Origin of the sequence: Massilia mucilaginosa, assembly GCF_011682145.1 — a bacterium.
GTDB lineage: Bacteria > Pseudomonadota > Gammaproteobacteria > Burkholderiales > Burkholderiaceae_D > Telluria_A > Telluria_A mucilaginosa.
Window position 1 is genome coordinate 37,187 of record NZ_WHJH01000004.1, and the last position, 13,436, is coordinate 50,622.

Here is a 13,436-nt window from a genome sequence, read left to right on the forward strand (position 1 = left end):
GAGCCTTGCCTGCGTATGCTGAATGTAGATCTCCATTGCCACTCGACCGTCTCCGACGGTGTCCTGGCGCCTGCCGCCGTTGCCGCCCACGCGCACAAGGCGGGGGTCAACGTCTGGGCCCTGACCGACCACGACGAAGTCGGCGGCGTGGCCGCGGCGCGCGAAGCGGCCGGGGCGCTGGGCATGCGCTTTGTGTCCGGCGTCGAAATCTCGATCACCTGGGCCAACCAGACCGTGCATATCGTCGGCCTGCAGATCGACGAGAACAATCCCGGCCTGGTGCAGGGCCTGGCCGCCACCCGCAGCGGCCGCGATGGGCGCGGGCGCGAGATGGCCGCCCAGCTGGCCCGCGCCGGCATTCCCGGCGCCTACGAGGGCGCGCTCAGGTTCGTCGACAATCCCGACCTGATCTCGCGCACCCATTTCGCCCGCCACCTGGTCGAGTCCGGGGTGTGCGCGAACATCCCGGAAGTGTTCCGTAAATACCTGGTCGAAGGCAAACCCGGCTACGTGCCGCACCGCTGGGCCACCCTGGCGCAGGCGCTGGGCTGGATCCAGGGCGCGGGCGGCATTGCCGTGATCGCCCATCCGGGCCGCTACAAGCTCGGCATGGTCGGGCAGGGCGCCTTGTTCGACGAATTCAAGCAGCTCGGCGGCACGGCGATCGAGGTGGTTACCGGCAGCCATACGCCGGACCAGTATCCCTTGTACGCCGAAGAAGCGCGGCGCTATGGTTTCCTGGCCTCGCGCGGCACCGATTTCCATGCGCCGGGCGAGTCGCGCGTCGATTTTGCCGCCTTGCCGCCGCTGCCGCGCAGCGTCAAGCCGGTCTGGCACGACTGGTTTTAGGCGCGGCCGGCCAGGCGCGGCCGGCCAGGGCTGCCGGCTTAAGCGGTCCTGAACAGCGCCGTCCCTGCCCATGGCGGAGGCGGCGCGGCTCTTGTATTTGTCACGCTCGGGCCTTATCTTATTCTCCTGTCCACCAATGCCGAAGCCGGGAGGCTTGCCATGAAGCGCGTTTTACTGTTCCTTGCCACTAACCTTGCCGTGATCCTGGTCCTGACCGTGGTGCTGAACCTGTTCGGCATCGGGCGCGGGGTCAGTGCGTCGGGCATCAATCTCGGCCAGCTGCTGGTGTTTTCGGCCGTGGTCGGTTTCACCGGCGCCATCATTTCCTTGCTGCTGAGTAAAACCATGGCCAAATGGTCGACCGGCGCGCGCGTGATCGACACGCCGTCCGGCGCCGGCGAAGTATGGCTGGTCGGCACCGTGCGCAAGCTGGCCGAGCGGGCCGGCATCGGCATGCCCGAGGTTGCCGTCTACGATGGCGCGCCGAACGCCTTCGCCACCGGCGCCTTCAAGAATTCGGCCCTGGTCGCGGTCTCCACGGGCCTGCTCGAGAGCATGGACCGCGATGAAGTCGAAGCCGTGCTGGGTCACGAAATCGCCCACGTCGCCAACGGCGACATGGTCACGCTGACCCTGATCCAGGGCGTGGTCAATACCTTCGTGGTGTTCCTGGCGCGGGTGGTCGGCTTCGTGGTCGACAAGGTGGTGCTGCGCAATAACGAGCGCGGCCCCGGCATCGGCTACATGGCCACCGTGTTCGTCTGTGAACTGCTGTTCGGCCTGGTGGCCTCGATGATCGTCGCCTGGTTCTCGCGCCAGCGCGAATTCCGCGCCGACGCCGGCTCCGCCAAACTGCTGGGCAGCCCGCGTCCGATGCAGCAGGCCCTGGCCCGCCTCGGCGGCCTGGCGCCCGGCGCCCTGCCGTCGCAGATGTCGGCCTTCGGTATCGCCGGCGGCGGCAAGGGCTGGGGCGCGCTGTTCTCGACCCACCCGCCGATGGAAGAACGCATCGCCGCCCTCAACAACCTGCCTCCCGCATGAGCCAATTTTTCGCCATCCATCCCGACAATCCGCAGGCGCGCCTGATCAAGCAGGCCGCCCAGATCATCCATGCCGGCGGCATCGTCGCGCTGCCGACCGACTCGTGCTACGCGCTGGTCTGCCACCTCGACGACAAGGCGGCGGTGGACAAGCTGCGCCGCATCCGCGGCATCGACGAAAAACACCACCTGACCCTGCTGTGCCGCGACCTGTCCGAAATCGCGGTGTATGCGCGGGTCGACAACCGCCAGTTCCGCCTGCTCAAGGCCGCCACCCCGGGGCCGTACACGGTGATCCTGGAAGCGACCCGCGTGGTGCCGCGCCGCCTGTCGCACCCGTCGCGCAAGACCATCGGCCTGCGCGTGCCCGAAAACGCCATCGCCCAGGCCCTGCTGGAAGAATTGGGCCAGCCGCTGCTGGGCACCACCCTGATCCTGCCCGATCCGGACGGCGAGGGCGATGAACTGCTGACCGACGCCGACAGCATCCGCGCACGCATCGACAAGCAGGTCGAGCTGATCATCGACGGCGGCGCCTGCTCGCTGGAGCCGACCACCGTGATCGACCTGACCGGCGACGACGTGGTGCTGGTGCGCCAGGGCCGCGGCGATGCCGCCGCGTTCGGACTCTGAACGCGCCCGCGCGGCCCGCGCCCGGCCCGCATCCGGCCGCGCCGCCTGCGCGCGCCCGCTCGCGTAGCATCGCGCCATGAACAGCCCCGACGCGCTCCTGCGGACCGTGCTCATGTTCGGCATCCCGGTGCTGTATGCGCTGGCGCTGCACGAAGCTGCGCATGGCTATGTGGCGCGCCTGCTTGGCGACGACTCCTCGGCCAAAGAGGGGCGCCTCAGTCTCAATCCCCTGCGCCATATCGACCCGTTCGGCACGATCTTGCTGCCGATGCTGATGTACTGGCTGATCCAGCTGCCGTTCGGCTACGCCAAACCGGTGATGATCGAGTACGACAGCCTGCGCGAACCGAAGATCAAGAGCATGGCCTGGGTGGGGCTGGCCGGCCCGGCCGCCAACCTGGCCATGGGCGTGGCCTGGGCCGTGGCCGGCCTGGTGCTGAGCGCGAGCGGCATGCACAACGGCTTTTTGCGCGGCATGGTGCAGGTCGGGGTGTCGTTCAACGCGGTCATGATCGTCGTCAACATGTTGCCGATTCCACCGCTCGACGGCAGCAATGTCGTGGCCGGCCTGCTGCCCGACCGGGTGCTGCGGGCGCTGCCAAGCTTTCCCAAGGACGAGGTGCCGGTCTTGCCGGGTTTGTTGCCGACGCGACTGGCGAACTGGCTGACCTGGACCGACGTCGGCGGCGTGCTGCTGTTCTGCACGCTCATCGTGCTGATCAAGCTGCATGTGCTCGACAGCTTCATGCTCAAGGCGACCCTGATGGTAAGCTCGCTGTTTTCGCTGATCGCCTCGCCGATTTCATTTTTTCTGCATGTATAAAGGATTTCCGATGACCGACGCCCTCCTTGCCGCCGACGCTTCCCCCTGGATCGCCCGTTTTGCTCCGCTGGCGCGGCGCGGCGAGGCGCTCGACCTGGCCTGCGGCAGCGGCCGCCACGCGCGTCTGCTGGCCGCGCTCGGCCACCCGGTGGTCGCCCTCGACCGCGATCCGGAGGCGCTGGCCGCCGCCGCCGGCCCCGGCATCACCACCATGGCATTCGACCTGGAAGACGGCACGGCGCCCTGGCCGTTCGAGGAAGGGCGCTTTGCCGTGATCGTCGTCACCAATTACTTGCACCGGCCCTTGATTCCGGCGCTGGTGCGCAGCCTGGCGCCGGGCGGCCTGCTGATTTATGAGACCTTTGCAGGCGGAAACGAAGCCTTCGGCCGTCCCAGCAATCCGGCGTTTTTGCTGCACGAAGGCGAGCTGCTGCGCCAGGCGGCGGCCCATCACCTGCGCGTGCTGGCGTTCGAAGACGGTTTTACCAGCCTGCCGAAGGCGGCCATGGTGCAGCGCCTGTGCGCTTGCGGAGCCGATTTTGCCCGGGAAGATGCGCATCTTGACGGGGGCGCGGCGGCGACCGAGGTGCGATTCTAGTCAACAATGAACCATTCGGGCGGGCGATCCGCTACAATCGGGGTTTTATCTACCAGCATAGTTACCTACATATGATCAAGGGCAGCATAGTAGCAATCGTCACCCCGATGCATGCAGACGGCAGTCTGGACCATCCGGGCCTGCGCAAGCTGATCGACTGGCACATCGCCGAGGGCACCGACGGCATCGTGATCGTCGGCACCACGGGCGAATCGGCCACCGTCAGCGTCGAGGAACACTGCGAACTGGTCAAACTGGCCGTCGAGCACACTAACGGCCGGATTCCGATCATTGCCGGCACCGGTGGCAATTCGACCTCCGAAGCGATCAAGCTGACCGAATATGCCAAGGAAGTCGGGGCCGATGCCGCACTGGTGGTGGTTCCGTACTACAACCGTCCGACCCAGGAAGGCATGTATCTCCACTTCAAGGCCATCGCCGAAGCGGTCGACCTGCCGATCATCCTGTACAACGTGCCGGGCCGTACAGTCGCCGACATGAGCAACGACACCGTCGTACGCCTGTCGAGCATTCCCAACATCGTCGGCCTCAAAGATGCGACCGGCAACATCGGCCGCGGGCTGGAACTGCTGCGCAATGTCGACAAATCGTTCGCCGTGTACTCGGGCGACGATCCGACCGCGATGGCGCTGATGCTGTGCGGCGGCGCCGGCAATATTTCGGTCACCGCCAACGTGGCGCCGCGCGCCATGCATGAGCTGTGCGTAGCGGCGATGGGCGGCGACATCGCGCGCGCCGTCGAGATCAACAACACCGTCATGCCGTTGCACCAGAAACTGTTTATCGAGCCGAATCCGGTCCCGGTCAAATGGGCACTGGCGGAAATGGGCCTGATGCCTGCCGGTATCCGCCTGCCCCTGGCGCCGCTCGGGCAAGACTGCCACGATGCGGTCCGCGGCGCCCTGCGCGAAGCCGGCGTCCTACCACAGCCCTGACCCGCAAGGGTCGGATCATCCCAGACACCAGCTGCCTTTCAGCTTCTCATTCAGTAACGACATGACTATTCGCAATACATTAACAATGGCCAAGGCCCCGGCATTTTCTCCTGCAGCGACGCGCGGCCTGGTGCTGTCGGCGCTGATGGTCAGCCTGTCCGGCTGCGGCATGATCAGTTCCGTCATTCAACAAGACAAGCTCGATTACCGTGGCGCCAAGAAGGCCGCCTCGCTGGACGTACCGCCCGACCTGACCCAGCTCGAACGCGACAACCGCTACGCGATTCCCGAAGGGCGCGGCGTGGCGTCGGCCTCGACCTACCAGCAGCCGAAGGGCACCACGGCGCCGGCGGCCGGCGGCCAGGCGGTTGGCGTGCTTGGGACCGAGGCCGTGCGCGTCGAGCGCAGCGGCAACCAGCGCTGGCTGGTGGTCAACCAGACCCCGGAGCAACTGTGGCCGCAGCTCAAGCAGTTCTGGGCCGATTCGGGCTTTACCGTCATCAGCGAGTCGGCCACCACCGGCACCATGGAAACCGACTGGGCCGAGAACCGTTCGAAGATTCCGCAAGACTTCATCCGCCAGTCGATCGGCAAGGTCTTCGATTCGCTGTACTCGACCGGCGAGCGCGACAAGTTCCGCACGCGCCTGGAGCGCACCCCGAACGGCACCGAAATCTACATCAGCCATCGCGGCGCGGAAGAAGTGCTGGTCGGTTCGCAAAAGGATTCGACCACCTGGACCGTGCGTCCGAACGATCCGGGCCTGGAAGCGCAGTTCCTGAGCCGTTTGCTGGCCAGGCTGACTGGCGTGGCCGACGTCAAGCCGGCCGAAGCGGCCGTGGCTGCGGCCCCGCAAGCGCCGCAGAACGCCAAGCTGCTGGGCGATTCGGTCGAAGTGGCCGAAGGGTTCGACCGCGCCTGGCGCCGCGTCGGCCTGGCGCTGGACCGGGTCGGCTTCACGGTGGAAGACCGCGATCGCGTGCAGGGCGTGTATTTCGTGCGCTATGTCGATCCGGACCTGGCCGAGAAGGACGGTTTCCTGACCAAGCTGTTCAGCTTTGGCGCCTCGTCCGACAAGGCCAAGGAAGCGCAGCGCTTCCGCGTGGCGGTCAAGGCGGAAACGGGCGCGACGGTGAGCAAGGTGACCGTGCAGAGCAACGAGGGCAAGCCGGAAACCTCGCCAACCGGTGCCAAGATCCTGAAACTGCTGAGCGACGAACTGAAGTAAGCGTTTGCGCAGGCATGAAAAAACCGGCCAAGGCCGGTTTTTTACGTTGGAACTTGTTTCGGACGGGGCTCAGGGTAACAGTACCGTCAGTTGTGACGTTAAGGCCAAGCGCCGCACATCGCCAATCTCCAGGCGAAAAAAAACCGGCCCGCAGGCCGGTCTTTTCAAATCGCGCTGATTACTTGGCAGCCGATGCAGCAGCCGAAGCAGCGTCCGAAGCGGCAACCGAAGCGGCAGCAGCAGCGTCAGCAGCAACGGAAGCAGCCGAAGCTGCGGTTGCGGCAGCAGCAGCTGCTTCAGCTACTGGAGCTGCTGGAACTTCAGCTGCTGGGGCAACAACAGCTGGAGCTTCAACAGCTGGGGTTACTGGAGCAACTGGGGTTTCTTCTTTTTTGGTGCAAGCAGCCAGGGCTACGGCCAGCAGGGAGACGATCAGCAAAGATTTTTTCATGGGTTTTCCTTAGTTAATGCACTAAATGTGACAACGTATATTGCGATGAATAATTACCGGTAATTATCGCTCGTTAGGGAATTCTCGTTAGCTTTCGTACCTGTAATGGTGCTTGACAGACAACGGAAACTTCCTAACCCGATATTATAGCTAAATTTGGTGCTTCGCAATAGCACCATGATGCTTTTATGGAAGCTTTTTGCGAACTGGCAACATTCATGTTGTGATAAAAGGCATCTTCATGCTCATTTCATCGGCTAATTTGCTGCATCTCCAACTTATATTCAGATTCGACCGTTTTGGGCCTTACAAACCCTTACAAACCAGTCGTGGTTGCGTGTAAGGTTGAAACAGCCTCCAGCCAGATAGCTGCGAATCTTTCTCTGCTCAGTTCGGTAGCGGCCGGGGCATCGAAGGCCGCTTCACCGCGCATGTGGTCGCTGTGAAAGCGGCGCACGATGTGGCTGCCGTCGGCGATGCAGAAGGAATCGGTCAGGTGATGCAGCGAACGCGGCGTCGCCCGCACCTCGATCTTGTGGTTGAAGTCGCGCAGCAGGCGCACGAAGCGCGGGTAATGGCGCTCGATGTGGGTGCTGTGATGCATGGCCAGTTGGATGGCGCCGCCGCCGGCCAGGAACTGGCGCAGGGCGGCATCGGTCTCGCTGCTGCCCAGAGGGAACGCCGAAAAGTCCGGATCGAACATCGCGAGCGTCAGGCGCGCGCGCCCCACGCAGTCGCGCAGCTGGGCCTCGAATTCGGCGTGCGAGTTGAACTTGAAAACGGCGGCGTCGGTCATGGCAGTGTCCTTGTTAGCGTCAAGATCAGGCGTCAGGCTCAGGCGAGTTCGATCCAGCCATCCTGGTACCAGGTGTACAGCGCATCCATCACATCGTCGGAGGCGCTGGCCACGGCCGCACCGGGCAGCGCGCGCTCGTTGGCCAGCACGTCCAGCACGGCCTTGTCGGCGCGGCCGACGGCAAACGATTCGCCGTTGATGAACACATGCTTGCCACGATACAGCATCTGCGACTTGAGCGAGAGCGCCACGCCGCGCTTGGCGGCGGTCTCGGCGAAGCGCCCCATGGTCAGCGGCTTGGCCGGGCCGGTGAAGAACACATTGTGCTTCGGCTCCGACATGTGCTCGCCGACGAAAATGGTGATGTCTTCCTCGGTGAAGCGCACCTTGTTCATTTCTTCGGTGATGGCTTCGAGCATGTTGCGCGGAATTTCGGCCGGGTTCCTGGCCACGTCCAGGTCCGGATCGGCGTAGCGGCCCGGCAGGTCGATCGAGTCGGCCATGAACTGCAGGAACGCTTCGCCCAGTTCCTGGTAGGACGGCGAACGGAAACCGATCGAGTACGTCATGCACTCGCCCTCGGCCACGCCGTCGTGCGCGTAGTGGGGCGGCAGGTACAGCATGTCTCCCGGTTCGAGCACGAATTCTTCCTGCGGCTTGAAGTTTTTCAGGATTTTCAGCGGCTTGCCCTCGACCAGCGACAAATCCTTTTGCGCGCCGATGCGCCAGCGGCGCTTGCCGTGCGCCTGCAGCAGGAACACATCGTAGGAATCGAAGTGTGGACCGACCCCGCCGCCATCGGTGGCGTAGCTGATCATCAGGTCGTCCAGGCGCGCGTCCGGGATGAAACGGAACTGGCGCAGCAGCGCGTCGCAGCCCTTGTCGGCCAGATTGGCGCCCTGCACCAGCATGGTCCATTCACGTTGCGTGCGCGGCGGCAATTCGGTCAGCGGGCCGTGCTGCATGCTCCAGTCGCCGTCGGCCTGGGTGATCAGGCGCGATTCGACATGGTTGAGTTTGGCAAGCGCGGCCAGCGCGTCCAGCTTGAGCAGGGGCTTGAAGCCGGGAATTGCCTGGCGGATCAAGAGCGGTTTCTTGTGCCAGTAATCGCGTAAAAACTGGGCGGGCGTGATATCGCCCAAGAGCGTTAATTTTTTCATGCGACATTATAACCAAGTCCGAAACAGGGCAAGGCGGCGGGGAGGTATAATCCGCCAGTACACACTGAAAGGAAGCACTATGAAGATTGCCAAAAACACGGTCGTAACGGTCAAGTACAAATTGTCCGACGCGCAGAACAATCTGATCGAAGACGGCAGCCAGCCGATGGTCTATCTTCACGGCGGCTATGAAAATACGCTGCCGAAAATCGAAGAAGAACTCGATGGCAAAGAAACCGGCTACGCCTGCGTCCTGCAGATCGAACCGGACGATGCGTTCGGCGACTACGACTCGGCACTGGTCAAGGTTGAAGCGCGCGAGCGCCTGCCGGAGCCGCTCGAAGTCGGCATGCAGTTCGAAGGCATGCCCGATGGCCCGGACAGCGATGAAGAAACCATGATCTTCACCGTCACCGACATCGCCGACGACAAGGTTGTCCTCGACGGCAATCACCCGCTGGCTGGCATCGCGCTGCGCTTCGAGCTGGAAGTGACCGACGTGCGCGAAGCGCTCGACGTCGAAATCGCGCACGGCCACGTGCACGGCGCGCATGGTCACCACGACCATGACGACGAGGATGACGGCGCCGAAGGCGACCACTTCCGCAGCCATCCGGTGCATTGATTCCGCGCGGGCGGGGCGCTCTTGCGTCTGATTTGCGCCTGCCCCGCGTCCGGTCCGTGCGGCGCCCGAGATCTTCTCCGGCGCCGCATTCGTTTTACGGCTTCTGAAGCAGGAACATCTTCTCGCTGCCCGGCGCCACGCGCATGCGCAGCACGCTCGATCCCACACTGACATGTCCGAGGTTGCCGCGCCAGGCGATCGCCGGCGCCGGTCCCGCCGGCGGCGCGGTATCGACCAGCAGCACCTTGCCCGCGAATTTTTGGGCCGACGCCAGTACCTGGTGGCGCGCCGCGGCGTAGCCGTCCTGGCGGCTCTCGCCCGGTCCCAGCATGGCCAGCAGGCCTGGCTTTTCGCTGTGGATCTTCATGTCGCCTTCGGTAAACAACACCACCGCATCGAACTTCTTGCGGTGGGCCGTGCCGAACAGGCGCTTGAGCCAGAAACGGTTGGCCACGGCGCGGTCTTCGAACTCGCTGTTGCGGCCCGCTTCGGGACGGTAGTGATTGTTATCCGAGGTCAGGTTCATGGTCGCATACAGCACGTTGCCGACCACCCAGTGCGCGTTCTCGGCGTAGCTGCGGAACTGCGAACTGGTCGACAGGCGCAGCAAGGGCAGCTGGCGCTTGCCGAGCGAATCGGCGTCCGGATAAAACAATTCGCGCAGGCGGTTCAGGCGGTCCACCGCCACCTGGCTGCCGGCGCCGTTGGTGCAGCCGCTCCAGTCGCTGGCGGCGGGCACCACGATCATCGGGCGGCGCGCCCCGGCGAACAGGTCGCGCCGCTGCGTGTACAACTCGTCGCTGCACGGCTCGCGCTCGGCCTTGATGCCGGTGGCGACGATAAAGGCCACCGCGCCATCGTCGCTGGCGGCGATGGCCTGTTCCAGCTGGGCCTCGCTGCCGCCATCGCTGAAGCGGTGGCCGATGATGGCGAACTGGTAGGGCGCCGGTCCCCTGGCGGCAGCCGCCTTGCCTTGCGCGGCGGGGGCGCCGGGCGTGGCCGACAGCAGCGCCGCGCACAGGAACGCGGCCAATGGCGCGGCGCGCATCATGGCGTGGCCAGGCGCTTGAGCTGGTACAGCTGCTCGAGCGCTTCGCGCGGGGTCAGGGCATCGGGATCGATGGCGGCCAGGGCGTCGAGCAAGGCGTCGTTGGCTGCGATGTTGGCGTCATCGTGCGATGGCGCCGGCGCCACGTCCTCCGGTTCCACGCACGGCAGCGCGAACAGGTCCAGCTGCGGCGTGGTGTCGAGCGCCTGCGATTCGAGCCGCGCCAGGTGCTTGCGCGCGGCCTTGATCACCGCCTGCGGCACGCCGGCCAGCTGCGCCACCTGCAAACCGTAGCTTTGCGACGCCGGACCCGCCTGCACCGCGTGCAGGAAGACGATGCTGTCCTTGTGCTCGACCGCCGAGAGGTGCACGTTGGCCGCGCTCGGGTGGCTTTCGGGCAGTTGCGTCAGTTCGAAATAGTGGGTCGCGAACAGGGTGAAGCTGCGGCTGGCGTCGATCAGGTGGCGCGCGATGGCCCACGCCAGCGCCAGGCCGTCGAAGGTCGAGGTGCCGCGCCCGACTTCATCCATCAGCACCAGCGACTGCGCGGTGGCGCCGTTGAGAATCGCCGCCGATTCGGTCATCTCCACCATGAAGGTCGAACGTCCGCCGGCCAGGTCGTCGGTGGCGCCGATGCGGGTGAAGATGCGGTCGATCGGGCCGATGGTCGCGCTGGTGGCCGGCACGTAGCTGCCGATGTAGGCCAGCAAGGTGATCAGGGCCACCTGGCGCATGAAGGTCGATTTACCGCCCATGTTCGGGCCCGTGATCAGCAGCAGGCGGCGTTCGTCGTTGAATGTGCAGTCGTTGGCGATGAAGCGCTCGATCTGGTTTTCCACCACCGGATGGCGGCCCTCGCAAATGACCAGGCAAGGCTCGGCGACCAGTTGCGGCGCGCACCAGTTGTGCTGCAGCGCGTGGGTGGTGAGCGCGGTGAGCGTGTCGAGCTGCGCCAGGCCCTGCGAGATGGTCTGCAGGGTGCCGATGTGCGGCGCCAGGTCGGCCAGCAACTGGTCGTACAGGATTTTTTCGCGCACCAGCGCCTTGTCCTGCGCCGACAGGGCCTTGTCTTCGAACACTTTCAGTTCCGGCGTGATGTAACGCTCGGCGTTCTTCAGGGTCTGGCGGCGGCGGTAATCGTCCGGCACCTTGTCGGTCTGGCCGTGCGTGACTTCGATGTAGAAGCCGTGCACCTTGTTGTATTCGACGCGCAGGTTGGCGATGCCGGTACGGGCGCGCTCGCGCGTCTCCAGGTCGACCAGGAACTGGCCGGCGTTTTCGGACAGGCCGCGCAGTTCGTCGAGTTCGGCGTCGAAGCCGCGTGCGAACACGCCGCCGTCGCGCACCATGGCAGCCGGTTCCGGCGCCACCGCGCGCTCGAGCAGGTCGAGGCAGATGGCGGGCGTGGCCAGCGCGGCGTGAATGGTGGCCAGCAGGCTTTCTTCGCCGGCGATGAAGGCTTGCTGCACCGAGCGGCGCAGGGTTGGCAGCTGGCGCAGGCCGTCGCGCAGGCTGGCCAGGTCGCGCGGACGGGCCGAGAGCAGCGCGATGCGCGTGGTGATGCGTTCGATGTCGGGCACCTCGGCCAGGGTGGCCGAGAGGGCGCCGGCGGCGTCGCTTTGCGCAAGTGCCGCAATGGCCGCGTGACGGGCGCGCGCCACGTTCTGGTCGCGCCGCGCGTGGTGCAGCCAGTGGCGCAGCAGGCGCGAACCCATCGCCGTGCGGCAGTGGTCGAGCAGCGAGAACAGGGTAGGCGACTCCTGGCCGCGGATGGTTTCGGTCAGTTCCAGGTTGCGCCGGGTGGCGGCGTCGAGGCCGATGAATTCGTTCTCGGTTTCGGTCGACAGGCTGCGCACGTGCTGCAGGCCGCGGCCCTGGGTCGACTGGGCATAGCGCAGCAGCGCGCCGGCCGCGCCGAAGGCGGCGCCCAGGCCATCGGCGCCAAAACCGGTGAGAGTGGCCACGTTCAATTGGTCGAGCAGGGCCTTGTGGCCGCCGACCACGTCGAAGTGCCAGTCGGGCACGCGCTGGTTGTGGGCGCTGCCGTCGTCGTCGAACAGGTCGGCGCCGCTAGCGTCAGCGCGCAGGATTTCGGCCGGGGCGATGCGTTCGAGTTCCTGTTTCAGGCGCAGGCCGACGGTGCGGCTGTCGCCCGAGAATTCCATCAGTTTCAGGCCGCCGCTGGCCAGCGACAGCCACGCGAGACCCGTGGTGACGACCTTGCGCTGGCTGATCATGCACACGGCCAGCAGCGGGCGTTCGGCCTTTTCGGGCAGCAGGTCGGCATCGGTCAGGGTGCCCGGAGTGACCACGCGCATGACCTTGCGCTCGACCGGGCCCTTGCTGGTAGCCGGGTCGCCAATCTGTTCGCAGATCGCGCACGACTCGCCCAGTTTGACCAGTTTGGCCAGGTACGGGTCGAGCGAGTGGAAGGGGATGCCGCACATCTTGATCGGGTTGCCGTTCGAGGCGCCGCGCGCGGTCAGGGTGATGCCGAGGATGCGCGCGGCCTTTTCGGCGTCGTCGTGGAACAGCTCATAGAAGTCGCCCATGCGGTAGAACACCAGCATGGTCGGGTAGTCGGCCTTGATGCGCAGGTATTGCTGCATCATCGGCGTGTGCTTTTCGGCAGGGCCATTTTTGACGGCGGCGGCGTTGATCTCTGAAGGGGTGGTGGTCATCGTAACTTTCAATCCGGTGCGGGCGCGGCATTGTCACTGCCGCGTCGTGAGGGCGCCATTTTACCGCCTTGGCACGCGGGCGAGGTGAAGTGATCGCAGAGGCGGTGCGCGCGACCTTATGCGGGCGTTATCCAGGTTTTTGGATGTCAATAATGCAGATGTGCTGACACCGTACCGGCCAATCTGGAACGTATCGAAATTCAATACTCACGGTGACAGTAGCCCGGCAACTAAACAATATCTTAAATATAAGGTTCCTCATCCTGCAAGGTGTTTACAATGCCAACTAGCAATTGTTAGTTAAATTGTGAAACGGCTTGATTGTCGTGCGCCAGCTTCGCGCGCGTACCGTCTTCCGCCCTCCGGACGAGTCGTACGCGTGTCGTCGGGGTACTTCCACAGCAGTTATTTCGCACAGCAGCTAGTTCAATTACGATGAAACACACCGGTGTCAGCAAAGCGTCATTCTTTTGGGTTTTACAGGGTCTATGCACCCTTCACAGAAAACCTTTTTCCCCTGAAATAGCACAACAACAGTTAGCCGCGCC

General features: G+C 64.7%; 13 protein-coding genes. 8 read left to right on the forward strand and 5 right to left on the reverse strand.

The window, feature by feature from the left end:
* Positions 1-15: 15 nt before the first annotated feature.
* The 7 genes from F2P45_RS05455 (at position 16) to bamC (ending at position 6,127) form a co-directional block, all read left to right on the forward strand.
* Positions 16-849, forward strand: coding sequence for a 3',5'-nucleoside bisphosphate phosphatase (locus F2P45_RS05455; protein ID WP_166871251.1), 834 nt, complete (start codon positions 16-18; stop codon positions 847-849).
* Between the two features lie 159 nt (positions 850-1,008).
* Positions 1,009-1,890, forward strand: a complete 882-nt coding sequence (htpX, locus tag F2P45_RS05460; protein WP_166871252.1) for a protease HtpX — start codon at positions 1,009-1,011, stop codon at positions 1,888-1,890.
* A complete protein-coding gene (locus F2P45_RS05465) occupies positions 1,887-2,522 on the forward strand; it encodes an L-threonylcarbamoyladenylate synthase (RefSeq protein WP_166871254.1) in 636 nt (211 codons plus the stop codon). The genes htpX and F2P45_RS05465 overlap by 4 nt, the downstream gene beginning before the upstream one ends.
* Positions 2,523-2,598: 76 nt before the next feature.
* Complete coding sequence (locus F2P45_RS05470; RefSeq protein WP_166871256.1) at positions 2,599-3,345, forward strand: site-2 protease family protein; 747 nt, start codon at positions 2,599-2,601, stop codon at positions 3,343-3,345.
* A 10-nt stretch (positions 3,346-3,355) separates the two neighbouring features.
* Positions 3,356-3,943, forward strand: a complete 588-nt coding sequence (locus F2P45_RS05475) for a class I SAM-dependent methyltransferase (RefSeq protein WP_166871258.1) — start codon at positions 3,356-3,358, stop codon at positions 3,941-3,943.
* 71 nt (positions 3,944-4,014) lie between these two features.
* Entirely contained in the window at positions 4,015-4,899 is an 885-nt protein-coding gene (dapA, locus tag F2P45_RS05480; protein WP_166871260.1) for a 4-hydroxy-tetrahydrodipicolinate synthase, read from the forward strand.
* 61 nt (positions 4,900-4,960) lie between these two features.
* On the forward strand, positions 4,961-6,127 hold the full coding sequence (gene bamC, locus F2P45_RS05485; RefSeq protein WP_229504930.1) for an NlpB/DapX family lipoprotein: 1,167 nt from the start codon (positions 4,961-4,963) through the stop codon (positions 6,125-6,127).
* Positions 6,128-6,305: 178 nt separating this feature from the next.
* On the opposite strand, the gene F2P45_RS05490 is transcribed toward bamC, so the two are convergent.
* From F2P45_RS05490 to F2P45_RS05500, 3 genes are all read right to left on the reverse strand, one after another.
* Complete coding sequence (locus tag F2P45_RS05490; RefSeq protein WP_166871261.1) at positions 6,306-6,578, reverse strand: hypothetical protein; 273 nt, start codon at positions 6,576-6,578, stop codon at positions 6,306-6,308.
* 316 nt (positions 6,579-6,894) lie between these two features.
* Positions 6,895-7,374 (reverse strand): DUF7931 domain-containing protein, encoded by a 480-nt coding sequence (locus tag F2P45_RS05495; protein WP_166871263.1) that lies wholly within the window; start codon positions 7,372-7,374, stop codon positions 6,895-6,897.
* A gap of 38 nt (positions 7,375-7,412) precedes the next feature.
* Positions 7,413-8,534 (reverse strand): cupin domain-containing protein, encoded by a 1,122-nt coding sequence (locus tag F2P45_RS05500; RefSeq protein WP_166871265.1) that lies wholly within the window; start codon positions 8,532-8,534, stop codon positions 7,413-7,415.
* A 79-nt stretch (positions 8,535-8,613) separates the two neighbouring features.
* Between F2P45_RS05500 and F2P45_RS05505 the strand changes: the two genes are divergently transcribed.
* The gene (locus F2P45_RS05505) at positions 8,614-9,159 is read left to right on the forward strand and encodes an FKBP-type peptidyl-prolyl cis-trans isomerase (protein WP_166871267.1); all 546 of its coding nucleotides are present in this window, start codon (positions 8,614-8,616) and stop codon (positions 9,157-9,159) included.
* A 94-nt stretch (positions 9,160-9,253) separates the two neighbouring features.
* Here the strand turns inward: F2P45_RS05505 and F2P45_RS05510 are convergent, their stop codons facing one another.
* A complete protein-coding gene (locus F2P45_RS05510) occupies positions 9,254-10,210 on the reverse strand; it encodes a hypothetical protein (protein WP_166871269.1) in 957 nt (318 codons plus the stop codon).
* On the reverse strand, positions 10,207-12,888 hold the full coding sequence (gene mutS / locus F2P45_RS05515) for a DNA mismatch repair protein MutS (RefSeq protein ID WP_166871271.1): 2,682 nt from the start codon (positions 12,886-12,888) through the stop codon (positions 10,207-10,209). The genes F2P45_RS05510 and mutS overlap by 4 nt, the downstream gene beginning before the upstream one ends.
* Positions 12,889-13,436: the final 548 nt, after the last annotated feature.

Coding starts and splice junctions, on each gene's coding strand:
- F2P45_RS05455 (WP_166871251.1), top strand. CDS start 16: ATGCTGAATGTAGATCTCCATTGCCACTCGACCGTCTCCGACGGTGTC.
- htpX (WP_166871252.1), top strand. CDS start 1,009: ATGAAGCGCGTTTTACTGTTCCTTGCCACTAACCTTGCCGTGATCCTG.
- F2P45_RS05465 (WP_166871254.1), top strand. CDS start 1,887: ATGAGCCAATTTTTCGCCATCCATCCCGACAATCCGCAGGCGCGCCTG.
- F2P45_RS05470 (WP_166871256.1), top strand. CDS start 2,599: ATGAACAGCCCCGACGCGCTCCTGCGGACCGTGCTCATGTTCGGCATC.
- F2P45_RS05475 (WP_166871258.1), top strand. CDS start 3,356: ATGACCGACGCCCTCCTTGCCGCCGACGCTTCCCCCTGGATCGCCCGT.
- dapA (WP_166871260.1), top strand. CDS start 4,015: ATGATCAAGGGCAGCATAGTAGCAATCGTCACCCCGATGCATGCAGAC.
- bamC (WP_229504930.1), top strand. CDS start 4,961: ATGACTATTCGCAATACATTAACAATGGCCAAGGCCCCGGCATTTTCT.
- F2P45_RS05490 (WP_166871261.1), bottom strand. CDS start 6,578: ATGAAAAAATCTTTGCTGATCGTCTCCCTGCTGGCCGTAGCCCTGGCT.
- F2P45_RS05495 (WP_166871263.1), bottom strand. CDS start 7,374: ATGACCGACGCCGCCGTTTTCAAGTTCAACTCGCACGCCGAATTCGAG.
- F2P45_RS05500 (WP_166871265.1), bottom strand. CDS start 8,534: ATGAAAAAATTAACGCTCTTGGGCGATATCACGCCCGCCCAGTTTTTA.
- F2P45_RS05505 (WP_166871267.1), top strand. CDS start 8,614: ATGAAGATTGCCAAAAACACGGTCGTAACGGTCAAGTACAAATTGTCC.
- F2P45_RS05510 (WP_166871269.1), bottom strand. CDS start 10,210: ATGATGCGCGCCGCGCCATTGGCCGCGTTCCTGTGCGCGGCGCTGCTG.
- mutS (WP_166871271.1), bottom strand. CDS start 12,888: ATGACCACCACCCCTTCAGAGATCAACGCCGCCGCCGTCAAAAATGGC.